Below are 23107 nucleotides of genomic sequence, written 5' to 3'. Positions count from 1 at the left end.
CTTCGGCAAGCTGAAGGAATTCAAACGCATAGCGATGCGATGTGACAAGACAGACGGCAGCTTCGCAGCGATGATCTACCTCGCCACCGCTGTCATCCATTCCAAGTGAATCTCAACAGACCCTAGTTCGCACCGGGATTTTGCTGGTTCCTCTCCCGGGACTTGGAACTTTTATTCGAAGGAAATTTCCGTGCCATCCTCTATTGAACAAATGGTTTCCGCCTACGTTCGGTTGAAGAATAGGCCTGCCTTGGAAGACAGGCGTATGACCCGGCGCCAGCTACTAGCTGATGTGCAAAGCAGGACGGGTGTCGATCCAAGGCAATCGGTTCTGGCTCTGCAGAGGACGTCAAGCTGATCGAAGCGGGGCTAGGGCAGATTGGACAGGATTGATCGGCGGCAACGGCTGCGCCTGTCTTGTACGCTACGCGGCAGGCAGGGGAAAACGTGGAAGCGGTTGCGTGCGGCGCCTGGCGGTTACGCTCGGCAGCTTCCAGGCCGTGTACAACGCGTCGAAGGTCATTTGCGCTTCGCGAGGAGCTTCGCGACACCGACATTACCGTGACCTGCCTCATGTCGGGCGCGACCGAGACCAAGTTTTTCAGGCGCGCTGACATGCTCGACACCAAGGTGGGCTCAGAGGAGAAAGACCATCCCGCCGTGGTCGCGCGCCAGGGCTTTGACGCCATGACGAAAGGCGAGGGCGATGTCGTCACCGGCCTCAAGAACAAGATCCAATCGGCAGTGGCAAACGTCACTCCGGCGGAAACGCTCGCGAAGCAGCATCGCAAAATGGCGGAACCCGGCTCCGGCAAGCATTAGCCGGCAAACAGGAGGAATTGTCATGCTTACGAGATCAATGCTGGTTGGCGCCATCTTGGCCGTCAGCTCAACTATCGCTTTCGGGGGCCCTTGCAATACAGCCAACCGCGATGCAGGCTCTGGACCGGTCACGACGGGCCAGGCGAGTGAGACCACTGGCACCGCCTCGCCAAACGCCAAGGAGCATCCGCCAACGTCAGCCATGAACGAGGCGAGCGAGAACACCGCGACCTCGTCGCAGGACGCGCAGCACCAGATGCAAAGCCAGCCGACGGCAGCTGAACAGTCCAAGACGACGGCCGGCGCGGGTGGCCAGGATTGCTAGGAGATCAGCGTTCCTAAACAAAAGGGCGGGAGAGGCTCAATTGCTATAGAATCTTCCTCAAAGCCTTTGCGTCGGCCGGCGCCGCACTTTTCTGGTCGTTGTCGAAATAGACGTAAACGTCACAGCCTTGCCGCTTCCAGCCGGGGCAGTTCATAGTGCCAGCCCGAGGTGCCGATAAGAATGCGTGCCATTCGAACGTCGTCCCATCTTATCGGCGTTGCCAAATAGGCCGTGCATGCGCTTACAACGATCTATCGACGCCCCGACCAGAGCATTGTTCCTGACCCTGATCGACGCCGCGCGAGAGGCGGCGAAGCCATGAGCTGGTGGTTTTCAGTGCCCCGTGATGCCGACATCGATCCCCCGGATCGCTCGCTGCGGACATCGCCACTTCGCGCCTTTGTGCGGGGTGAAGGTCTTCCAGTGATGCTGACCGTGTTGCATACTGAGTCTGGCACAAACCATGAGCGAAGTAAGTGATGGTCTGAGACGGAAACTAGATTTGGTCTCGAAGGACTTGTCAAACGGCGGTAACCATGAAACCCCGAGATCCTTGCCGCCGCGGACATCTTGAGGCGCACGAGTAGTGCACGTCACTCTTGGTAACTCGGGATAATGCGCGCAAGACCGTCGCGGAAACCAAGAGGAGTTAATGGCGCTCACCCTCTTGGCAAATGCAGATCCATGGCGGACGCCCAAAGGACAATTTCCAGCGTTTGTCGGCCGACCCCGCAAGCGCGAAAAGGTTACGTTGCGTCAGAGACGCGAGTTCGCGGGGTAGCAGGCGGGGCCATCTAGGGCGAGCGTATTGCGGCCTGTGCTCGGGGGCTTAGACGGCCGAGCGGCACTCCTGTCTTCGCTTCCGCCACCTAACCCCGGCGAAAAATCTGGCCGCGCTCGGCTGCAAGGGCGAGTTCGGTCCATTCGCCGGCAAGCTTCAGCCAGCCATCACGATCGATCGGATTGAGGCTGCGAGCTGCTTCGTCCCGGCACGCCGCGGCTTCTTTGTAGAATCGCTGCGCGGCGGGGGGCATCTTGGCGTAATGTGAAAAATCACCAGGCAGCTTGCCCTTCATGGTTGGCCTCGTGAGTACAGACTCCGCGGCTGGGGCCCGCATTTAAGAAGAATAATCTGACCCGCCAAATTGAACTCGATGGTCGCGCCAACAACGCCGTCGCGAGCAATGTAGTCCATAATGGCACCGCCACCGCTTAGCTGAAGGTCATCCAGATTGGAGGCCGGATAATTGCGAAGGCGTCGTTGCCAACTCGCAAGCCCTGCTTGCCGGTGATTGTAAGGCCATCACAACGACATTCAGTCACAGCATCCTCGCGTACATAGCAAGGATCGCCTCAAGGTCCCGGCTCAGTAAACATCCAGCCAGTCGACGGCTGCGTCCATGACGTAAAATTTCATCGCGCTGTGCCTCTGAAACTTGGGACATAGAAGGGCTCGTAATGAATGCTGGCTGAACAGGCTAGTCTCGTTGTGCTGGCGGTCTGTCGCCCCAGCCATCCATTCGAGCGTTAACCATCGGCTTAGCGGACGGTCACGAGGTTCAGCTTTGGCGACTGGTCGCCGAGCTCAAATTTGACGATCCGCGGCACTGACCCAAGCGGCGGCGGAGTGCTCACTAATGACGTTGGCGTGTCGCCGCGTCGGGATCTTGGCCAAATTGCGCCATCGTCCAGTTGGCAGCTGCGGACAGCGCGAAGCCGACGCAGGCCGAGAGCGCATCGACCATAAAATCCTCAAACCGCGCGTGCCGTCCCGGCACCCATAATTGCATGATCTCAAGCAGGCCGATCAGGGCAACGGCGACCGCTGAAACAGTCCAGCGACGCTGCGGATAGGCAAGGCCGAAGACAATCCCGACCAGAAGGAAGGCGAGCGCGTGATCGCCTTCCTGTCCGAGAACGGGGTGAGGCCGAACGACCTGAGGTCCGAGCGTTACGAAGGTGACAGCGGCCGCGAGCAGCCACGCGACAAGCCGAAGAAGAGCGGCAATAACCACTAAAGAGCCTCGATTGGCAGCCTTAGCGGGGGCTCTTCATTTCTGAGACTCGATTTCAAGAGCATGCTCCCTCCACTCAGAGCCCGGCGCTGGCTGCTCTGGGGCAATCCTTGTCCTGCTGCGGAAACCCTTTCGACCAAATTCATGCTCCACCTGAGCGGTAGAACACCGGGTCAATAGTTACCACCTGCTCCTGGAACATGAGTGCAGAATTCCCGATGTGCGTGGACGAAAGGAGAGTACTCCAAAGGGATGAGACACTGAGCCAAAATCCGGATGGCTCATCCTGCAGCAGCTCGACGCTACAGCCTTACGCACTTGCTCTGCACACGGCCGATTAGGTGCGAAACATCATTGGACGCTCGACACATAATCTCAAATTGCGGTTGGTACTGGCAACAATAACTTCTGCTTTCCTCAGGGTTGAGGGCAATGCAATGGCGATCCAGAAGGGCGCTACTCGGACGCCTGTTTGTCGATTAGTCTCAGACCATTGAATGGGAGGGCAAAGCTGAGTGGCCGGGTAACGCGCTCACCTGGGAAATCGACGCGCATCGGGATGAGATTTTCGAGAAGCTGCTTGTTCTTCAAGCAGCAAAAGCGAGATTTCTAGCGCGGTGATTGTGGTTGCACGGAAGAATTGTCGACCCTTTTGCTTGGCCAAACGGAGTACCAACCTGTAGTACTTGCCCCGCGCACCCTTTCGGGCGCAATTGGAAGCCCGCTTGCGGTTCTTGTTGGTGGTTCGTCCTGAACGCAGGCGTGGGAATGGACGGCCCCGGGCCCCAGCTCGGGGTGGCCTCACTGGCCAAGACGGCGGGCCCGCCTCGATCAGTTCAAATCGCGAAATACATGGGAAATACATGAGAAGGAACTCTCAGCAGTTCGCGTCAGTGATGGGACACAATCCCGTAGCCTAACCCAAAAGTGGTGGGGAGGGTCTTCCATGCGAGTCGCGTAAAGTTGGTGGGCATAATGACGCATCAGAAGGAAGTCGTATCGCCACGCGACAGGTGATTGCAAATGGGGCGCACGGTCATGCTCAACGAGGAAGTGGAAATCTCCCTGACGCAGGGAAGAAGTGCACCCCTATGGATGGCAGCGGTCATGCTCGCTATGACATGGGCGTCGGAAACGAAGGCTTCCCCGGATCAAGCGCGGCACCTCGCAGACGCGCAACAGGCGACGACTGCCCGCAATCTCAGTTCTGAAGATTTCGAGACGTTACTCCTCCGCCCCGGCGGCAGCGACGAATCGATACAGCTCGCGCAAGCGACGGCCAGCGACACAAGAGCTCCGCAGCAGCCTCCGGAACAGCAACGCGACTGGGCAGGATCACTGTCCTGCGAACTTGCGCTTGCAAGGCGCGACATCGAGTTGCTGCAACATCTCGAGCAGGAGCACGATCGGGCCGAGTGGCTGGCCCAGGGGCTTGACGCTGCGCGGCGCGAGGTCGAAATCCAAAAGGCGTTGGCAGCGAAGGCCGTCGAGGAAGCTTCCCGACTGAAGGAAGTGTCCCGGCTGAATCAAGCGGGCGAGAGTGGCGCGGCTGAGCTGCAGGAGGAGCGCGAGCGATCGGCGCGGCTGGAGCAGGATCTCGCGGCCGCGCGGCGCGATGTCGAAACCCAAACCGTGCTGGCGACGAAATCAGGTGAAGAAGTATCCCAGCTGAAACAGGCGGGCGAGAGCGGCGCCGCGGAGCTGCAGAAGACGCTGCAGCAGGAGCGCGAGCGGTCGGCGCGGCTGGAGCAGGATCTCGAAACCGCGCGGCGCGATGTCGAAACCCAAACCGCGCTGGCGACGAAATCAGGTGAGGAAGTATCCCAGCTGAAACAGGCGGGCGAGAGCGGCGCCGCGGAGCTGCGGAAGGCCGTGCAACAGGAGCGCGAGCGGTCAGCGCGGCTGGAGCAGGATCTCGCAGCCGCGCGGCAGGACGTCGAGTCCCAGGCTGCGCTAGCGACAAAGGCAAACGAGGAATTTTCGCAGCGAAGTCGGGCGGCGGAGGCCGGTGCCGCGGACTTGAGGCAATCGATGGAGAAGGAGCGCGAAAGGGCCGATACGCTTGCGCAGGGTCTCTCCCTGACGCGAAGCGCTATTTATGCGTATCAGATACAAACGGCACAGGTGGCGAAAGCCAGCGCGGACGCGTCCCTGCTGAAAGCGGCAGGGGAGAGCGGCGCGGCGGAATTGCAGAACGCCCTACAACAGGAGCGGGATCATATCGGCCAGCTAGAGCTCGCGCTTGCGACCGCGCGACGAGATGTCGATGCGCAGACGGCGCTGGCGGCAAAGTCGAGCGACGAGGTCGCCAGGCTGACGCAAGCAGCAAAAGCCGGCGGCGCGGAGCAGAAACGATCGATGCAGAAGGAGCACGAGAGAGCCGATGCGCTGGAGCAGGATCTCTCGATGGCGCGAGCCAAGATCTACGCATACGAAGCTCAAGCGGCCAAAGCCAGCGAGGAAGTGGCGCAGCTTAAACAGGCGGAAGCGAGCGATACCGCCGACTTACGGCAATCGCATCAACGGGAGCGCGAGCGGGCCGAGCAGCTGGCCCGGGATCTCGCAAAAGCAAGCCGAGATCTCGCCGCAGAGACCGAGCGCGCTTCCAAGGCAAGCGAGGAAGCCGTACGGATCAAGCAGGCCGGAGAGCGAGACTCGGCCCAGCTGCGCAGCTTGTTGCAGCGCGAGCGCGCCGCGAGACTGGAAAGGGAACTCGCATCGGCGCGTCATGACAACGGCGCGCTTGTGGCGAAAACTCCCCCCGCTGCGTCTCAGTCGGCAACCACCAGCCAGGCCGCGAGCGAGGAGCCGCCCGCAGCGCCGGTACGACCAATCCAGATCCAGCCTGTCCAGAACAAGACAGTCCAAGACAAATCGGTCCAAGACCAGACCGCAGCGGCGCGCAGCCAGAGCGATGCTCCGGTCAATCCTAACGAAGGGGCGCAAGCGGCGAAATTGATCGCGCGCGCGAGCATCCTGCTTGAACAGGGAAACATTGGCTCGGCGCGGATCGTGCTGGAGCGCGCCGTTGAGATCGGCAGCGCGCAAGCGAGCTTCGCGCTCGCGGAAACCTACGATCCGCTGATCCTTTCAAATCTCGGAACGTATGGAACGCAAGGTGATCTCACCAAAGCGCGAACTCTTTACGCGCGTGCTGAAGCTGGAGGAATCAAGGAGGCGAAGGCGCGATTCGAAGCGCTGCGTCGATAGCACGGTCTTGTGAGACGATGTTCCAAGTCACCAATCGAGGATCGAAGGCGCCGACACGGATGCAGGATGTGTAGAGGAGTGGGTGGATGAAAAGATTTACAGGATGGCGCCGGCTGCTCTTGCTGGCCGCGTTCGCACCATTGCTCACGGCCATTCAGCCTTGGGCGGATGCGCGGCCATTGAATTTGCGCCCCCAGAAGCCTCACCCGGCTCGGCCCGCGCTGGCGCAGCCAAGGCCGGAAGTGATTTCCATGAACGCCTGGACTGTCGGCCTGGCCGGAGGTCTCCTCGAGGGCGCGCCGATCCGTCTGGCGGCGGAGATCGCCCGCGTGGTCGACGATGGGGACAACCTGCATGTTCTTCCGGTCGTCACACGCGGGGCCACGGAGAACTTGAATTCCCTGCTCTATCTGCGCGGCATCGACGCGGCGATCATCAATTCCGACGTGCTCGAGGAATACAAGAACCAGGTGCCGGACATCCAGCGACGAATTGCGTATGTCATGAATCTGTTCCCGTCCGAGCTGCAGATCTTTGTTCGACCGGAGATTCAGAGTCTGAACGACCTCGTCGGCAAGAAGGTCAACTTCAACAACCAAGGCACCGCCGCCGCCTATTCAGGGCCGCTGATCTTCAGCCGCCTCAATATCGAGGTGGAAAAAACGTTCATTCCGCACCAGATCGCGCTCGAGCAGATGCGCAAAGGCGAGATGGCAGCTGTCGTCTTCATTACATCGAAGCCGGTGGATGCGTTCGTGAAGGGTCGGTGGGAGCCAGGTTTCAAGTTCCTGCCTGTCCCATACGAGAGCAAGTTCGAGGATTACTATCTTCCCGCTTCTCTCGACGCGACCGACTATCCCAATCTAATCAAGCAGGGCGAACGGATTTCGACGATCGCCGTGCCGACCGCTCTGGTCGCCTTCAATTGGCTCGCCAACTCGAACCGTTCTGACCGCGTCGCGCGCTTCGTCGACCACCTGTTCTCCCGGATCGACAGATTGCAGGCGCCCGGTTTCGATCCGAAGTGGAAATCCATCAACCTCGCTGCGACGGTTCCAGGTCTTACGCGCGTCCCTGCGGCGCAGGCGTGGCTGGATCGTCAGCCCCGCATAACACGTGCATCCCAATGAAACGCGCCGCGCTCCTGCTGATTATTGCACTTGGGGGCACAAGCGGCATTGCGTTCGCCCAGGATCCGGTGACACAGCTCCGTTCCTGCCTTCAGAAGGAACACGCAGAGCGCCTCGGGTGTCTGGATAAAATGACGCGTACCATCGCGCCTCAGCATCGTCCGACGCCCGAAGACGACTGGATCGTCAGCCAGACGACGTCGCCCGTAGATTATTTGGCGATCGCGACCGCGACGACATCATCACACAGCGGGACCGACGAGTCCGCGATGCAGCTATCTATACGCTGTCGTGCCGGCCGGACGGAGCTGGCGCTTGCGGGCCCCGGCATCTCCCGCGGAGGCGGTGATGATGTAATTTACTATCGTGTGAATGATCGTCCGGCGGTGCAGGTAGCAGCCGCATTGCCGGCATTCGGTCCTGGCGTTTCGTTCGCCGGGGATGTTGTTCGCTTGCTGCAGTCCCTTCCGGATAATGGGGAGTTCATCGTCCTTCTCTCATCTCGAGGCGGGACTGCCCATGACGGGACGTTCTCCCTCGCCGGGCTGGACGCGGTGCGCGCGAAAATGGCCGCGGCGTGCAGATGGCCGCGCGCCATTGCAACACCTAACCATTGATGGTGTGAAAATGGTTGTCTTCGATGGAGGCGCACAATGATCAGGTTTCATGATATTGGCAGGACGGTCGCGGTGGGAGCGATCGCCGTTCTGGTTTCCACGTCATTCGCGGACGCGGACCAGGGCGGAAAATACTGGACGCCGGCAGACGGGCAACCCGTCGTGCACAAGGCAAGCCCTGAAAGGCACCACATAGCGAAGCGAACGACTGCGACGCAGATGCGATCCGCCCTTGCCCGTATGGTGGATCCCACTGCAACGAAGAAGAAGGAACATCACCTGATCCTGCAGGTGAACACCAACGATCCCGCCGCGATGAATCTTGCGCTCAACAACGCGACGAACGTTGCCCAATACTACAAAGACGCTGGCGAAAAGGTGAAGATCGAGGTCGTCACGTTTGGGCCCGGCCTGCACATGCTGCGTGACGACACGTCGCCTGTAAAGTCGCGCATCGAGGAGATGGCCCTGAGCACGCCCGAAGTTGCGTTCAAGGCCTGCGGCAACACTCAGGAAAAAATGCAGAAGGCCGAGAGCAAGGACATCCCGATCGTGCGGCAGGCGGAGGTCGTGAAGTCGGGCGTCGTGCGCGTCATGGAGCTGCAGGAGAAGGGCTGGACCTACGTCAAGCCGTAAGCCGGACAGATCGGCCATCCCGATTGACGTGAATAGAACCCTCAGCGACCGGGCGTGCAGGGCGGAATGGCGCGCGACGGCACCATCGATTGGCTGTTCCGGCACTACAAGACGGACGAGGCGCGTATATTGAGAAGATCTCGCCCGGTCACGCCCCAATTAGGAACGGATCATCCAGATGATCTGCGATGCCGTCGGTAAGCGTGTTCGGCGGTGAACGCTAGAACTTAGAAGTTACGCCACGAGCCACTGACAGAATCTACAAGATCGGCCCGAACGGGATGAGACTGCAGACCAGTCATGCGGCCGCCCGTTCCAGGCGGACCGATTGTTTCATGGCGTCGAAGGGAAAAAGAGTTGCCCGGTTTGCGGGATCTGCAGGTCCCGACTCCTGGTCCTCAGGTCCTCATCACCTGCTGCCGACCCGCGGCGAATCAACGGCAGTCACGTCAGTCTGGCCCGTCGCCGATGGGGCACTTGAACTGCCCACTTTTCGGAAAGGTAGGTCAGGAAGATCTTGGTATCGCAGGGTTACCTCCACTGCGTCACCCGGCTGCAACTCGGTGTCTTCGCTCGCGACAATTCGTTCCGGCCCCTTCTCGCCTTTCCTAATGATGGCAATGTCCGGCTTGCTGCCGGCTCCTTGTACGAGTTGCGAGCGAACCATCGCGGTGTATTGAAGCTTCTCGCCGACGCTCTGCAGCTTCTCGCGAATTTCATTGAGCTTGACGCTGCAGTCTTGCAGCTCACGGAGCAAGTCGAGCCTGCGCTGGTCGTCGAGCCTTGCCAGCCTTCTAACAAACTCGTCCTGCATCTTCTTGACCTGCAGTAGTTGCGCTGAAGTCTGCAGCTTTCGGGTTGACGACACCAGCACCGCGCGACGTGCATCCGTCACGCGCGGGCTAATCAAGGCCCCCTTACCGTACAGATCGGTCGATCTTTGCAGATCTTCGAGATCGGTCTGAAGTGCTTCGTCATCCTTCTTCTGTTGCTCCGACAGCACGCGAACCTCGTCATCTCCCTGTCGAACGCTGTGTTGAAGGTACGCCTTCTCCTGCTGATAATCGCTCTGCTTCGTCTTCAAATATTCACGTTCCGCGTTGAGGATCTCGGAAATCGCCGATCGGCTTGTGGGCCCGTCCGTCGGAATGCTTGGATTGAGCTGCGTTGCCTCTCCGAGCTCAATCTTCACGCGCCACATGCGCGCTTGCTCTTTGGCGAGTTCTGTCCAAAGTAATCCATACTGGCTTCTCAAGTCCGCTGACTCGAGAGACGGGTTATTCATTCTGATACGCATGACGTCGTAGCCACCTGCGACGGCGACGAGCTGGCGTGCGGTGATAGACAGACGATAAGGGTACTCACCCGGTCTCGACACGTCTCCGTTCATGTATACCGGCCTGTACTCCGCCACGGTCGTCGTGATCTCATCCGCGTCTATGACGATAGCGATCTCACGGCCATCCGAACTCCTCTGCCGAAACACCTTGCTGGCCAGAGCAGCCGCGATTTTGGCCCGGATCTGCGACAAGGGTAGGCCGGCTACGGGAAGCGTTCCGACTAGCGGCAACGAAATATTGCCATCCATTTGCACGGCAGCACGTTGCCGCAGTTCGGGCACGCCCGCCACCGCAACCTCCAGCACATCTCCGATGTTCACTCGATATTCGGCCTTTGCTTGAGTGATCGAAAATGTCAGGCCAACAGCCACCAAGGCCCATTTGATGCAACGACCCAGGTTACTGCCAAAGATATTGATTTTGAGAAGATCGCGCAGTGTGGAGGTCGGCATGGCGGCAACTTTCTGTACGGACGCGGTCACCAAGATGAAATCCTTCATTGCGGGGGGATGAGCGCGCGAGCGGATTGCTGGCGGGACTCTAACCCGGTAGTGCCGCGGCTCAACAGACCATCGTAATTACCCATTTATTGCCTTTCCCAACCAGTGACCCGGAATGTACTGATTCAACCGGAGATGAGCGATTGAGCCGTAGAGTGCAGAGTGCAATGAATGGAATGAGTTATGCGTCCGTCCTCATTTTGCTGGCCCCCATCAGGTTTCCGACACACTCGGCCGATGACGGCTGGGCGGTCTTCGCAAGCATCGGTATAGGCCTGTCTATGTGCCTTGTCAGTCTGGCGGCTACCGAATTCGTTGCCCTACAGTTTCGGTTTTTCCTCCCAACCGTCGTCTATCACCGGTTGATGCACTGTAATGCGTATTGATGTGACGCGTTCCGCTGCATCTTCCGCTAACGGACCCTAGTAAGTCGCCTTGTGGATTTGACCTGGCTATCGTCGCGGAGCCTCAACTACCAGCTTGGTACGGAAAATGCTGCAGCAAACAACGGATAATTGGGTAAATCGGGACAATACGCCGCCGCCCGAATTTCATCCTGCGCCGGTCGTGTCCTTGGCAGAAGTAATAGCCTTCATACGACGACGCCTCTTGATGATATCGCTGACTTGTATGGCAACGCTTGGCATTGCCATACTTTACCTCATCATCACGGTGCCAACATTTATTGCCAAGGCGCAGCTCATCGTGGACGCGAAGTTGGCCACTGCGGACGCTGCGGCGGTGGCAACGATCGTGCAAAGTCAGATCGAAATCATGAAGTCTGACGGCATTGCTAGCGCCGTGATCGAGAAGCTCGGCCTTGCTCAAGACCCGGAATTTGCGACCGGCCAAGGTAGCGGCATGATATCCCGGCTGCTCGGCTGGAGTAGGCCGGAAACGAAAGCTAGCGCCGTGCGCCGTACCGTGGAATCGTTTGAGCGCAAGCTTTCGGCCAAGCGTGTCGGCCCTACGTATCTTGTCGAGATTACCTTCGAGTCCAGAGATCCTGATCGAGCGGCGCAGATCCTAAACGCCGTTGCAGAAAAATTTATTACCCATCAAGTGGACAGGGCCGACTTGCAAGATGAGCCATGGGTTAAGGATCGATTGAACGAATTGAGCACTCAAGCATCAGCGGCAAAAAAAGCATTTGAGGATTACAGTAGAAACAGGAAAGATGCAGGGGAGTCCGCTGCTACTATGGATGAATTAGTAGCCGCTGCTGAATCATCCAAAAGCGCCTATGATAATTTTCGCCTCGTGCTGCGTAAGATGGAAGCCACGCGACAGCTATCCTCGCCGGTGCTTGTGGCGAGTCTCGTCAGCGGGGCGTCGCCTCCCTTAAGGGCCACTTGGCCAAATGCTAGGATCGTGCTTGGAACATCGATCGTTGTGGGGGCGCTTCTTGGCATCGCCATCGGATTGCTGCGCGATCTGATGGATCGAGGCACGCGTGCCAGCTGGGAGGCCTGGAGGGGACTTCAACTTGCATGCATCGTAGCCGTCCCAATGGTCACGTCCGGGAACGTTTGGAGAAAGTTGACAGCAGCTTTCTCTGGCCCGGCTCAAAAGCAGGCGAACCGTCAAAGATCGCGAAACATCGTGCGCACGGCGAGTCCAATCTGGGCCATCATGGATGCACCACAGTCCCGATTTACGGAGTCGTTACTTGAGATAAAGCTAGCCATCGATAGCATGAACCGTAGCGGCGAGCGAAATCAGGTTATTGGAACTACGTCCGCGCAACCGGGCGAGGGAAAGTCCACCGTTGCAGCGGCATTGGCGTTGCTTATGGCCCAGGCTGGGGCTCGAGTAATTCTGGTGGACTGCAATCTGCGAAATCGATCACTCTCGGCCGAATTAGCTCCGACCGCCTCGTTTGGCATCCTGGATATCATGGCAGGGGCGGCTTCAGTGTCTGAAGCAACGTGGATCGACTCAAAATCGCAGCTGGCGTTTCTTCCAGTCGGCAATAACTCTCGACCAATCTACATGAGCGATGTTCTGGCGTCGGAGAAGCTCAATAAGCTATATCAGATCCTTCGTGACGCTTATGAATACGTCATTGTCGATCTGCCGGCCGAGACGATTTCCATGGATCTTCGCGCCGCGGCGCATTTGTTGGATTCCTTGGTCCTTGTTGTCGACGCGGGACGCATGAATGTCGGCCTCGTCGAGCGAGCGCGCAAGATCTGTAGCGATATGGATGAAATTATGCTCGGGGTCGTGCTGAACAAGGCAGACATGGAATTGGTGAAACGGTACGGGCTACGATCCTGATGGATGCCATGCAGACTACGATGCGTGATAATGGGGACTGAGCACCAACGCGCGCGCCCACTCGAGATGGGCGACTATATAACTGACCCAAAATGCTGGAAGTCGGCGCCATGACAGTACAATTTGCTCCGAATCTTGCGGTGAGAAGAGTTGGAAGCGGTTACTTTGATCGCGACCGGATTGTCAGTTTTTTGAAGTATCGCCACCTAAGCCGACGCTTGAGAGTGCGCCAGCGTCCTCTTTCACCCTCTGGCCAGGAGCGTCTCGTAGCTGCTTTGGCAAAGTACTACTTTCGCGATCCGCCAGGTTATCTCAGCACACAGGCGGGTAAGAAGGATCTCGACGACCATGTTATTGCCCGAACGAATGAAGATCGCAGAACCGTGGTTCCCTGGCTCGATACGCTATTTCGTTTGGATGGCGCCAAAATTATTGAGATTGGTTGCGGTACTTGCTGCTCAACTGTCGCCCTCGCCGAACAGGGGGCTCAGGTCATTGGTTATGACATCGACGAGGCAAGTCTGGCGGTCGGCAACGAGCGTCTTTCCATTTACGGTCTTAAAGCAGAGCTGATAAACGGGAACGCTACCGAGATTCCCGCGGAACGGATAGCGGAGGTCAACGCTGTTATATTTTTTGCAGCAGTGGAACATATGACCCTTGACGAAAAGCTGTCTTCATTCTCGTCAGTCTGGCGCTCCCTGCGCAGTGGTGCCTATTTGATCGTGATGGATACTCCCAATCGTCTTTGGTGGTTCGATTCACATACCGCGTTGCTGCCTTTCTATATGTGGCTGCCAGATGACTTGGCCGCGCACTATTCACGGCTCAGTCCACGTTCCCCCTTCAATGAGAGATTGAGGCCACCGGTGACGGCGGAAACGCTTCTACGTTTGACCAGAACAGGTCGAGCCGCCAGTTTCCATGAATTTGAGTTGGCGTTGGGATCTCTTTCGGCGCTTAAGGTCAATAGCTTGAATCGCTGGAAGCGTGGCAATCTACTCCAATTTGCAAAATGGTTCGCTTTCGATCGCTCATTCGAGAGATGGCTGCGACGCCATGGCCCGCAGGTTGATAATGCCTTTTATGAACCCTACCTTCATCTTGCAATCCGAAAGCCGTAGGTCCAGCAGAGTTACCTCAAATCGGGACCGCTCGTACCGCATCTCTCGCACTTGCCCGAATGGTGACGACAGTCAGCATGTCCATGGCTTGAGAGGCCGATGGTGTCTTGGCGTATCCCGGACGTCTCGCGTGGAATGCTGCTTCTGACCGAGAAATCTCGCATCATCCGGCATGCTTGAGCGGATCGGCCGAGGCCTCGCGCCCTTTCTCCATGGTGAGACAGAACGAGCTCGTGAGGCAGTAGGCGGCAATGCGGTTACCAAGAAACAGCCGTCCGCAGCTTCTCAAGCTGTTGAATGAATGCCATCGAATGATTGGATTGTTGAAGCCGGCTTGAGTAAGATGCCGCGCCCACAACCGTGGCGACTGGTGCTTTTGCCACTCTATCGTGGGCACGAACGGATTGTTCATACGCAAGTCGCCAAACAGGTTCCGCCGAGCGCAGTCGACAACGATGAGCTTGGCGCCTGGACGAGCCAAAGAGGTAAGCTTGCCAAACAACTGCTCATACGAGCGCTGCGCTTTGCGATCGCGAGCCAGTCGGATGCACGCTTCCTCGTCGAGGTGATTGATCGATGCGTGTAGGAGCAAAATGTCGAACGAGCCGTCGCCAGGGTCATAGTCCTGCAACCGGCTGGAAAGCAGTTGCACGTTTGTTTGGCCAAGGAAGGAAGCTGTGCGCTGGAACGTCGCGTTCGTGCCAGTGGTCGAACCCGCGATCTCGGGTTCGAGGCAGACGACTTTTGCTGCTCCTGAACATGCGGCGTAGAACGATAGTATCCCGTCGCCGCCGCCGACATCGAGCATCGTCTTGCCTCTGAAATCGATCCCGTCAAACAGATAATTCATATAGAATCGATGATTCCCGCGAGCCATCCCCCTCTCTGCGATATTGAAGTAGCGGTCGAATGAGTTCGGATCGGGTCGCAACATCCTTCCCCCGCATATATCTCGGTTAGCACTGGTAGCCACGATCGGCCATCGCCAATCCTAGCACTCGAAAGTCGAGCCAGAACGACGTAGTTGCTCCCGCTCGCCAAATCATTAGAGGTACCCCTGTCGGCACCGCGTTTTAGAGCGGCGAAGAGTGCTGGATACCGTGAAGGCCGGAGATGCGGCGAGCGATGCTCCTGCTGTCGATGTGTCTGCTCGCCGAGATCAAGGGGGCTGGCGCACGCCGATGAGCTGGAAGCGTGGTCGCTGCGATGATGACGCGCCGCGGGTTGGCGAGCTCAAGATGCTGAACGCGTGTGCCAAGCCTTGGCGACGCGCTTCGGTCAGCTCCAAAATGCCAGAGCAGCGCGCGGCCGAACCCGAGCGCGCGACGACGCGCCCTGCAAGCAAGGCCAAGAGCGTCGTGGCGCTGCCCAGCTGACGATTCAGCACGGATCGTGAGCACCTGCCTTCACGGGCATGCCGGGTCGCAACCAGCTGTGGACCCGTCACGCCGGCGCGAGGGCCCTTTCCTACCGCTCTCGCAGGACGTCATGCTGGTACCTGGCGAGCGGCGAGAGCAGATAGCCGATGATGCGGCGGGATCCGGTCTTCATCTCTACGGTGACCGCCATGCCCGGGCCGAGATCTACGACCCGATCGTCGGCCTTCAGCTGCCGCTGGTCGAGCGATATCCGGGCGGCATAGACGAGATCGTCCGGTGGCTGCTGCCCGCCATCCGACGTGTTCTGGGCACGAGACCTGGGCTCGGCGGCGTCGCGGCCGTCGCGTGAGATGGTGTCGGGCGAGACGCTCAACACCTTGCCATGGAGCACCCCATACCGCGTGAAGTTGAAGGTATGCACCTTGATCTCGGCGTTCTGCCCAGGATGGACGAAACCGACGTCGTCATTAGCCAGCGTGGCTTCGATCTCGAGGTGGCTATCCTGTGGGACAATCACGGCGAGCACCTGGGCTGGCGTGACGACGCCCCCCACCGTGTGCACGGCTAGCTGCTGGATGACACCGTTGACCGGGGCGACGAGATCCTGGAGTTTCGTCCGCCGATCGGCCTTGATCACGTCCTGGGCGACGCCGGCGGCCTTCTGCTCGGCTTTTGCCAGTTCGTCGTAAAGCCCGCGCCGGAACTCCGCCGCGGTCCTGTCGCGGGTCCCCTCAAGCGTGGCAAGCGCCGCGTCGGCCTCCTTCAACTTGCTTCGCTGAATAAGGAGGTCCTGCTGCTGGCCCACCAGGTCCTGATATTCGCTCAAATAGGTTATTTTTGTTCCAAGCTGCTTGTCGAACAGGTATTTGCGGGTTTCGACCCGCTCCTGGAGCGGCGGGATGGTGGCCTCCAGCTTGGCGACGCTCGCCTCAACGGTCGAACGCTCGGCATTCTTCTGCGACGATTGGCGGTCGAGTTCGGCGAGCTTGGCGCGCTGTTCGGAGGTCTGGCTAATCAGGAACTGCCGGTGCATCTCGATCTGGGCGGCCGTCGCGTCCTCCGGCGGATGGAAGTTCGCGAGTGGATTGCCGCTATCCGCGAGCGCCGCCCGCAACCTCGTAACGTCGAGCTGGGCGGCGATGAGGTCCGCCTTGACGTGGCCGTGCTCGGCCGCCGTCATGGTCGGATCGAGTTCAATCAGGCTTTCTCCGGCGTGGACCTGTTGGCCCTCGTGGATATTGATAGCCCGTACGATACCAGTCTCCAGTGGCTGGATCAGCTTGGTCCTGCCGCTGGGAATGATCTTGCCGCTGGCCGAGGCGACGATGTCGACTTTGCCAAGGATAGCCCATGCGAGCGCGACGCAGAAGATGGCGATGATGGTCGCGCCGACGGCGCGGCCGACGGGCGAGGCCGGCGTCTCGGCGATCTCGAGCGCTGCCGGCAGAAAGGCGAGCTCGTAGTCGTTGCGGCGGATCGGGCGCTTGGGAAAGGGAACGATTGAGTTGTTAGCGGACGCCATGGATGCCTGCCTGCAGGAGGTGGAGCTTCGCGTAACGGCCGTTCGAGTGGAGCAGATCGTCGTGGTTGCCGTCCTCGACGACGCGGCCGGCCTCCAGAGTGATGATGCGGTCGGCGGTCCGCACCGTCGACAGGCGGTGGGCGATAATGAAGACAGTCCGGTCCGCTGCGATCTGCTTCATGTTCTGTTGAATGGCCCGCTCGCTCTCATAGTCGAGTGCGCTCGTTGCCTCGTCGAAGATGAGGATCCGCGGATCGGCGACGAGGGCGCGGGCTACCGCGATGCGCTGCCGCTGGCCGCCGGAGAGGCTTGATCCGCGCTCGCCGACAATGGTGTCGTAGCCTTCGGGCAGAGAGAGGATGAAGTCGTGCGCGCCGGCAAGCATGGCCGCGTTGAACACGCGCTCCATCGGCATCATCGGATCTGCGAGCGCGATGTTCTCGCGGATCGTCGTGTTGAACAGCACGTTGTCCTGCAGCACAACACCGATCTGTCGCCGCAACCAGGCAGGATCGACCATCGTCAGGTCGATGCCGTCGATGAGAACGCGTCCGCGCTCTGGAACATAGAGCCGCTGGACCAGCTTGGTGAGCGTGCTCTTGCCCGATCCTGACGAGCCGACGATGCCGACCACCTGACCGGGTTCGACGTTAAAGCTGAGGTCGTGCAGTGTCTCAGGTCCGTCGGCGCGATAGCGGAACGTGACGTGGTCGAACGTGACCCGGCCTCGGATGGGTGGGAGCGCCGCGCGGCCCGGGCTTTGGGCCGGCTCGGGCATGGTGTTGAGGATATCGCCCAGTCGTTCCACCGAAAGTCGGGCCTGATGGAAGTCCTGCCAGATCTGCGCCAGCCGCAGCACCGGTGTGCTCACGCGCGCGGATAGCATGTTGAACGCCACGAGTTCGCCGACACTCAGGCTGCCGCCGATGACGAGCTTCGCGCCGAGATAGAGCGTCGTCGCCGCGACAAGCTTGTTGATGAGCTGCACAGCCTCGCTTGCCACGTTGTTGAGGCTCACGACGCGGAAGCTCGAGGCGACGTAGCCAGCGAGCTGTTCCTCCCATCGCCGCTGCATCTGCGGCTCGACCGCCATTGACTTTAGCGTCTCGATTCCGGTGACGCTCTCGACCAGGAACGCCTGATTCTCAGCGCCGCGCCGGAATTTCTCGTCGAGGCGGCGGCGGAACAGCGGGGTCAACCCGGCCGAGATGCCGATGTAGAGCGGGAATGCTGCAACGGCGACGAGCGTCAGCAGGGGCGAATAGTACATCATCACTGCGAGGAACACGAAGGTGAACAGCAGGTCGAGGACGAGCGTGAGCGCGGAGCCGGTGATGAACTGACGGATGTTTTCGAGCTCGCGCACACGGGCGACCGAATCGCCGACTCGGCGCGCCTGGAAATAAGCGATTGGCAGCGAGATCAGGTGACGGAACAGGCGCGCGCCGAGTTCGACATCGATGCGGTTGGTGGTGTGCGCGAAGAGGTAGGTGCGCAGGGCTCCGAGGATAGCCTCGAAGATGCCAATGGCCACGAGGCCGAAGATCAGGACGTCGAGCGTGGTCAGGCTGCGATGCACCAGCACCTTGTCAATGATCACTTGGAAGAACAGCGGCGAAATCAGCGCGAAGAGCTGGAGGAAGAGGGATCCGGTCAACACTTCGGCGAGCATCCGCCGGTACTTGCCGATAGCGCCCATGAACCAGGTGATGTCGAAACGGCGCGCAAGGTCCGTCAGGCCCGCGCGGCGCGCCATCAGTACCAGGCCGCCGCTCCAGATGGCCTCGAACTCCTCCCGCGTCATCGCTTCGGGCCGCGGCTCCATCGGACGCTGCACCAGCACCTTGTCTGGAGCCGCTCTGCCGAGGATGAGGAAGCTGCCGTCGCGCAGCACGGCGATGCCGGGCAGCGGCGTGGTCGCGAGCCGCTCCCAGCGCGTCGAGAGCGCGCGCGCCTTGAGGTCCATTTCCTTGGCGCAGCGGAGCATCTCCGCGACGCCGATCCGCGGAGAGCCGATGCGATGGCGGATCTGTTCCGGTTCGGCACCTATTCCATGACAGCGCAGCAGGATCACCAGCGACAGCAGCGCCGCTTCGGTTTTGGCGGGGTCTGGAGCCGCGGCCTCGTCGTTCGGCTCGAACACGTCAAGCTCGACGTCCTTTGAGGTGGACCGCGACCGTTGCTGCAGCTGCTCGGCAAAGGCTCTGATGTGTCCGACGGCGGCGGTCGTCAAGCCGGCGCCCCTTGAGGTGGACTGGGACCATTGCCGCAGCCGCTCGGTGAAGGTTTTGATGTATCCGACGGCGGCGGCCGTCAAGCTGAGGGCGAAGTCCTTTAGGCTGCTCTGCGCGGTCAGCGCGACGACGCGGCCGTCCCAAAGGGGCTCCAATTCCGTCTGCGACATGTATGTCGGCCGTCGTGACGTCAGATCGGCCACCACCACGCGGTCTTCGACGATCTGGCCGAGAAGCAGGAATCCACCGGTCCGAAGCACGGCGATGGCCGGCAGGGACAGGAGCGGCAGGCCTGACCAATCGCTAGTGTGTGCCCGCAACTTCATCCCCAGCGCGCGGCCGCAATTCAGCATCTCGGTGACGTCGAAGACGTCTCCCTTGCAGTGCTGGCGGACTTCCTCCGGCGCAATGCTGCGCCCGTGGAGCCGGGACAGGATTGTCAGTGCCGTGATGCCCTGCTCGAATGCGTGATCCTGGTGCGCGGCCTCTGGCCGCTCCGTCTGTGTTGTCATGTCCTGAAGCTCCGGCCGTGCGGCACCGCGACCGCCCCCGAAGGGGCGGCCCGGTCCCGGACAGCCTTGGTTGCTGGTTAGTGCAGAGGCCTGGTCAGGAAGTTGGCGTGCTGTTGGGACGACGCCGACGATGCCGTCGCGGCCTGCGCGAAATGCGAGTCGCGACCGAAATCGCCCGCCATCATCTGATTGAGGAGGGCGTACGCCTTCGCGCCGGCGCCTGCAGCGTGATCGGTCGTCGTCGTGGCGGGGGCGGACCCGGTGCCCCACCTCGATGCTCCGGCCTCGCTGAGCGTCGTCGCTGCACGTGCGAAGTCGGGATGATGGTTAAACCACTGCGCAACGTCGATGCTGTTAGTAGGCGATTTGCCCGATGACGTGCTGTTGTCCGACGTCGTCGTTGACGTTCCGGAGCCAGCTGCGGCTGCGGCCGACGTTGTCGCTGACGTTCCGGAGCCGGCTGCGGCTGCGGCCGACGTTGTCACTGACGTTTCAGGGCTGCTGGCGGCAACCGCATGATGCCAGTGGTGGCCTGAAGACGTGCCCGACGTCGTCGTCGACGTGCCCGAGCTCGTGGTCGCCGGAGGATCCTTCACCGTGATGGTCTGGGCCGCGCTCGTCATTGGGGTCCCGGTGGAGTCGGTCGCGGTGACCGTCAGCGTCGCGGTCGGATGACCGTGACCGCCGTAGGTGGAGCTCAGCGAGAGACCGCTGTTGACCTGGGCTGCGGTCAGCGTGATCGAACTTCCGCTGAAGGTCTTGCCGTCGAGGTTGTCCGTGATGGTCTCGTATTTCGGCAATCCGGAGATTTTAACCTTCACGTCATCGCCCGCATGCGGCACGCTCACGCCGATCCCCAGCGAGACGCTGCCGCCCGGGCTAACCGACAGCGTGTTATCGGCGACGGTGAAGGTCGGCGCCACCGGCTTCGTCGTGGGCGTTCCGCTCGTACCACCCGAGGACGTGTTGCCGGAGGAAGTGTTGCCAGTCGGAGCGGTCACTGTGGTGGAGCCCGACGAGTGGCTGGGTGTTGAAGGTTTCCCGGTGGTGCCGCCCGATGTCGTGCCGGACGAGGAGTTACCGGTCGTGCTACCCGAGGTGCTGCCCGATGACGTCGTGCCGGAGGAAGTGTTGCCAGTCGGATCGGTCACCGTGGTGGAGCCCGACGAGTGGCTGGGTGTTGAAGGGGTCCCGGTGGTGCCGCCCGATGTCGTGCCGGACGAGGCGTTACCGGTCGTGCTACCCGAGGTGCTGCCCGATGACGTCGTGCCGCCCACACCCTGCCAGCCGTTCGCGGTCGAGCCGGTGACGAGCGTCATATTGCGATAATCGACAGCCGCCGCCTCGGATGCTGGCGACCGGTAGACCCCATATTCCCAATAGGTCGGGCCGCCAAAACCTAGGGGGCCCTTATAGTTCACAACTTCCTGGCCATTGACCGAGACCTTTAGATAACCGGCGCCGGTGTTGGAGAAATTGGACTGGACGTTGATGTCGTAATACTGTCCCGGCACAATAGTGGGACCAGTCCAGGTGAGGTGCTTCAGATCAGACGATCCGTTGCTAGGATCGCCGCCGGGCAGGGCATACAGCGCATTAAGCTCCATCTTATCGCCGACCATGTTGACGTAAAATGGAGGCGAGGTCGACACGCCGCCCACGCTGTCATCGTTGTGCATTTGGCCCAGGATGAAATACGAGGACGTCGTATTGACGAACGTGTTGTTGGGGCCGTTGGGCTCAAGCTTGACCTGATAGTCGATGGCGATCGGGGTGCCGGCCGCAATACGATTGCCGTCTTCAATTTCAGAGCGATCGGGATAAGAGCCATCGTACCAAGCGTGATCGCCCGAGTGGACTTCGAAGCGCAGAGTGTCTGAGTCAGGATTGCTCAGGCTATAGCTATTGCCAGCCGTCTGAACTTCGTAGCTGTCGCCACCGATATCAAAGCGATTTGTCGGTGTAGAAGAAAACGACGTGATTGTACCGTTAGTCGCCATTCCAGGCCTCCTTACAAGTTACATTCCAAGAGTTCGGGAATTCCACTGCCGTGCGCCCGCGATGGCGCACGACATACTGCGTGCTCGCAGTGCGTAGCACCGCGAGCACATTCACGTGCCGCGCCTCGCGATGATGCGAGACACACAGCACGCGCCCGCAGCGCGAAGCACCGCGAACAGACTTCAAGGCAGTGGGAAATTGCGAGGTACCCCCCCGACTGCTGGGCAGGTGGTTAATTAGGAAGTGTGGCGAAAAAAATTTCAAAATGTGGTTTATAGCCACGTATGTCAGCCCAATACGTGCCCTTATCGGGGTCAGTTCAAGGTACACGCGTATTTTGCTATCAGAATGCGTTGGCGTCGCAGGCGAAAACGAAGGGCAAACGCACGTAGGTATAATTTGATGCTCGCGGTGCGAGGGCGCTTCGTTCACGCTTAGGCCGGTGCCGTGAATCCTCACAATCTGAACTGCGCGACTAAGCATCAAAGCGTCGTCTCATAACCATCCCCGCGCTCTTTTGCGGGAGTGTCGCTACGCAGGGACGCTTAGGCGCGCCTATTGGTAGTCGCGTTGGAGGACTCAAACGAAACAAGAAGCCGCGCGACTTCACCGCTGATGAGATCGCTCGAGTCATTGCGGCTAAGAGCCAGGTTCGTAACTGTAGCGGTAAGGAAGATCTCGTCTCGAATCCCTGATGGCAGCTCAACTGGGCCGGTGGAGGTGCGTTTCACTTCCGACGCGCAAGCAGCATCACGAACTTCCATTCGGGCCGTGACGTCACATGGGCGCCCCTCATGGCGATATTGCGCGCGAGTCTCGGGCGTGGCTATCGCGATGTGCAAGCGGCATATGACCCCAGGGAATGATCATGCTTTGATAGCCAAGAGGGATTTGACAAATCCAAATGGCTTCTCCCGTTTTGCCTGCACCGGGAAACATCCGCGAAATTTTGCTGATGGTCAGCAAACGCCAATCAGCCAAGGTCTGTTTGGGCCAGAACCTTGTTCATGAACCGCGGCGGATGAACAAGAGCAGGGAGAGAAGAACAAGATAATACCTGGAGCACCTCATGCGTCTGCACGTAGTAGTGCATCCGCGTTAGATTTCGTCCATAACTGCCCTTTGATCGGACTCCGCTTGGCCCACCCCGGCGACTGCGCTCGCGTCATCGAGGTCGCGGAGGGTATTCGTCCCAGGTATTCGGTGATGAGTTGCTCCGGTGAATGCTCGATCGTGACCTTGGAGACACGTCATAGGTGGAGCGCCATTGCTGGCGCGGCGAAACAGCGCAGACGTAGGACAAACCCACCATTCCGAACGACATCGCGGGCCATTCAGAGCCGGTCCCGGAAATCTGCACAGGACGCTAAGTGGAGTTTCTGCCTGACGGCGGGCACGATAGGCCCCGCGAATCAGGAGAGACCATGAGCAGACGACCCCGCCGGAACCACTCACCGGCC

15 protein-coding genes and 2 pseudogenes are annotated in these 23107 nt (G+C 59.9%); 9 read left to right on the top strand and 8 right to left on the bottom strand.

The window, feature by feature from the left end:
- Nucleotides 1–479: 479 nt before the first annotated feature.
- A pseudogene (locus tag QCM77_RS42890) lies at nucleotides 480–822 on the top strand (SDR family NAD(P)-dependent oxidoreductase); the annotation flags it as partial.
- Nucleotides 823–844: 22 nt separating this feature from the next.
- Nucleotides 845–1147, top strand: a complete 303-nt coding sequence (locus tag QCM77_RS42885; RefSeq protein ID WP_280096769.1) for a hypothetical protein — start codon at nucleotides 845–847, stop codon at nucleotides 1145–1147.
- A gap of 43 nt (nucleotides 1148–1190) precedes the next feature.
- On the opposite strand, the pseudogene QCM77_RS42880 reads toward QCM77_RS42885, so the two are convergent.
- The 3 genes and pseudogenes from QCM77_RS42880 to QCM77_RS42870 form a co-directional block, all read right to left on the bottom strand.
- Nucleotides 1191–1286, bottom strand: a pseudogene (locus QCM77_RS42880) (DUF72 domain-containing protein); the annotation flags it as partial.
- A 730-nt stretch (nucleotides 1287–2016) separates the two neighbouring features.
- Nucleotides 2017–2223 (bottom strand): hypothetical protein, encoded by a 207-nt coding sequence (locus tag QCM77_RS42875; RefSeq protein ID WP_280096768.1) that lies wholly within the window; start codon nucleotides 2221–2223, stop codon nucleotides 2017–2019.
- Between the two features lie 558 nt (nucleotides 2224–2781).
- Nucleotides 2782–3162: a VanZ family protein gene (locus QCM77_RS42870; protein WP_462804403.1), complete on the bottom strand. Its 381-nt coding sequence runs from the start codon at nucleotides 3160–3162 to the stop codon at nucleotides 2782–2784.
- A 1023-nt stretch (nucleotides 3163–4185) separates the two neighbouring features.
- Between QCM77_RS42870 and QCM77_RS42865 the strand changes: the two genes are divergently transcribed.
- The 4 genes from QCM77_RS42865 (at nucleotide 4186) to QCM77_RS42850 (ending at nucleotide 8755) form a co-directional block, all read left to right on the top strand.
- Nucleotides 4186–6372 (top strand): coiled-coil domain-containing protein, encoded by a 2187-nt coding sequence (locus QCM77_RS42865; protein WP_280096767.1) that lies wholly within the window; start codon nucleotides 4186–4188, stop codon nucleotides 6370–6372.
- An 86-nt stretch (nucleotides 6373–6458) separates the two neighbouring features.
- Nucleotides 6459–7502 carry a TAXI family TRAP transporter solute-binding subunit gene (locus tag QCM77_RS42860; protein ID WP_280096766.1) on the top strand — a complete coding sequence of 348 codons (1044 nt, stop codon included), beginning with the start codon at nucleotides 6459–6461 and terminating at the stop codon, nucleotides 7500–7502.
- Nucleotides 7499–8119 (top strand): hypothetical protein, encoded by a 621-nt coding sequence (locus QCM77_RS42855; protein ID WP_280096765.1) that lies wholly within the window; start codon nucleotides 7499–7501, stop codon nucleotides 8117–8119. The genes QCM77_RS42860 and QCM77_RS42855 overlap by 4 nt, the downstream gene beginning before the upstream one ends.
- A gap of 36 nt (nucleotides 8120–8155) precedes the next feature.
- Nucleotides 8156–8755, top strand: a complete 600-nt coding sequence (locus tag QCM77_RS42850; RefSeq protein ID WP_280096764.1) for a DsrE family protein — start codon at nucleotides 8156–8158, stop codon at nucleotides 8753–8755.
- A 409-nt stretch (nucleotides 8756–9164) separates the two neighbouring features.
- Here the strand turns inward: QCM77_RS42850 and QCM77_RS42845 are convergent, their stop codons facing one another.
- Complete coding sequence (locus QCM77_RS42845) at nucleotides 9165–10577, bottom strand: polysaccharide biosynthesis/export family protein (RefSeq protein WP_280096770.1); 1413 nt, start codon at nucleotides 10575–10577, stop codon at nucleotides 9165–9167.
- Between the two features lie 510 nt (nucleotides 10578–11087).
- Between QCM77_RS42845 and QCM77_RS42840 the strand changes: the two genes are divergently transcribed.
- Nucleotides 11088–12875, top strand: a complete 1788-nt coding sequence (locus tag QCM77_RS42840; protein ID WP_280096763.1) for a P-loop NTPase — start codon at nucleotides 11088–11090, stop codon at nucleotides 12873–12875.
- Nucleotides 12876–12967: 92 nt separating this feature from the next.
- Nucleotides 12968–13999 carry a class I SAM-dependent methyltransferase gene (locus QCM77_RS42835; protein ID WP_280096762.1) on the top strand — a complete coding sequence of 344 codons (1032 nt, stop codon included), beginning with the start codon at nucleotides 12968–12970 and terminating at the stop codon, nucleotides 13997–13999.
- 163 nt (nucleotides 14000–14162) lie between these two features.
- On the opposite strand, the gene QCM77_RS42830 is transcribed toward QCM77_RS42835, so the two are convergent.
- Nucleotides 14163–14849: a class I SAM-dependent methyltransferase gene (locus QCM77_RS42830; protein WP_280096761.1), complete on the bottom strand. Its 687-nt coding sequence runs from the start codon at nucleotides 14847–14849 to the stop codon at nucleotides 14163–14165.
- Between the two features lie 238 nt (nucleotides 14850–15087).
- On the opposite strand from QCM77_RS42830, the gene QCM77_RS42825 reads away from it, so the two are divergent.
- Nucleotides 15088–15375, top strand: coding sequence for a hypothetical protein (locus QCM77_RS42825; RefSeq protein ID WP_280096760.1), 288 nt, complete (start codon nucleotides 15088–15090; stop codon nucleotides 15373–15375).
- A gap of 91 nt (nucleotides 15376–15466) precedes the next feature.
- On the opposite strand, the gene QCM77_RS42820 is transcribed toward QCM77_RS42825, so the two are convergent.
- From QCM77_RS42820 to QCM77_RS42810, 3 genes are all read right to left on the bottom strand, one after another.
- Nucleotides 15467–16900 (bottom strand): HlyD family type I secretion periplasmic adaptor subunit, encoded by a 1434-nt coding sequence (locus QCM77_RS42820; RefSeq protein WP_280096759.1) that lies wholly within the window; start codon nucleotides 16898–16900, stop codon nucleotides 15467–15469.
- On the bottom strand, nucleotides 16887–19646 hold the full coding sequence (locus QCM77_RS42815; protein WP_280096758.1) for a type I secretion system permease/ATPase: 2760 nt from the start codon (nucleotides 19644–19646) through the stop codon (nucleotides 16887–16889). The genes QCM77_RS42820 and QCM77_RS42815 overlap by 14 nt, the downstream gene beginning before the upstream one ends.
- Nucleotides 19647–19723: 77 nt before the next feature.
- Nucleotides 19724–21646 carry a heparin lyase I family protein gene (locus QCM77_RS42810; RefSeq protein ID WP_280096757.1) on the bottom strand — a complete coding sequence of 641 codons (1923 nt, stop codon included), beginning with the start codon at nucleotides 21644–21646 and terminating at the stop codon, nucleotides 19724–19726.
- Between the last annotated feature and the right edge of the window lie 1461 nt (nucleotides 21647–23107).

It is taken from the genome of Bradyrhizobium nivariense (genome assembly GCF_029846695.2).
In the GTDB taxonomy this organism is placed as follows: domain Bacteria; phylum Pseudomonadota; class Alphaproteobacteria; order Rhizobiales; family Xanthobacteraceae; genus Bradyrhizobium.
Note: the sequence above shows the minus strand (reverse complement) of the source record. Positions and strands in the feature narration are given on the sequence as shown.

Bases quoted from the DNA above. Each gene is read 5' to 3' on its own strand.
- QCM77_RS42835 (WP_280096762.1), top strand. From the start codon at position 12,968: ATGCTGGAAGTCGGCGCCATGACAGTACAATTTGCTCCGAATCTTGCG.
- QCM77_RS42860 (WP_280096766.1), top strand. From the start codon at position 6,459: ATGAAAAGATTTACAGGATGGCGCCGGCTGCTCTTGCTGGCCGCGTTC.
- QCM77_RS42830 (WP_280096761.1), bottom strand. From the start codon at position 14,849: ATGAATTATCTGTTTGACGGGATCGATTTCAGAGGCAAGACGATGCTC.
- QCM77_RS42815 (WP_280096758.1), bottom strand. From the start codon at position 19,646: ATGACAACACAGACGGAGCGGCCAGAGGCCGCGCACCAGGATCACGCA.
- QCM77_RS42820 (WP_280096759.1), bottom strand. From the start codon at position 16,900: ATGGCGTCCGCTAACAACTCAATCGTTCCCTTTCCCAAGCGCCCGATC.
- QCM77_RS42855 (WP_280096765.1), top strand. From the start codon at position 7,499: ATGAAACGCGCCGCGCTCCTGCTGATTATTGCACTTGGGGGCACAAGC.
- QCM77_RS42840 (WP_280096763.1), top strand. From the start codon at position 11,088: ATGCTGCAGCAAACAACGGATAATTGGGTAAATCGGGACAATACGCCG.
- QCM77_RS42865 (WP_280096767.1), top strand. From the start codon at position 4,186: ATGGGGCGCACGGTCATGCTCAACGAGGAAGTGGAAATCTCCCTGACG.
- QCM77_RS42885 (WP_280096769.1), top strand. From the start codon at position 845: ATGCTTACGAGATCAATGCTGGTTGGCGCCATCTTGGCCGTCAGCTCA.
- QCM77_RS42850 (WP_280096764.1), top strand. From the start codon at position 8,156: ATGATCAGGTTTCATGATATTGGCAGGACGGTCGCGGTGGGAGCGATC.
- QCM77_RS42810 (WP_280096757.1), bottom strand. From the start codon at position 21,646: ATGGCGACTAACGGTACAATCACGTCGTTTTCTTCTACACCGACAAAT.
- QCM77_RS42875 (WP_280096768.1), bottom strand. From the start codon at position 2,223: ATGAAGGGCAAGCTGCCTGGTGATTTTTCACATTACGCCAAGATGCCC.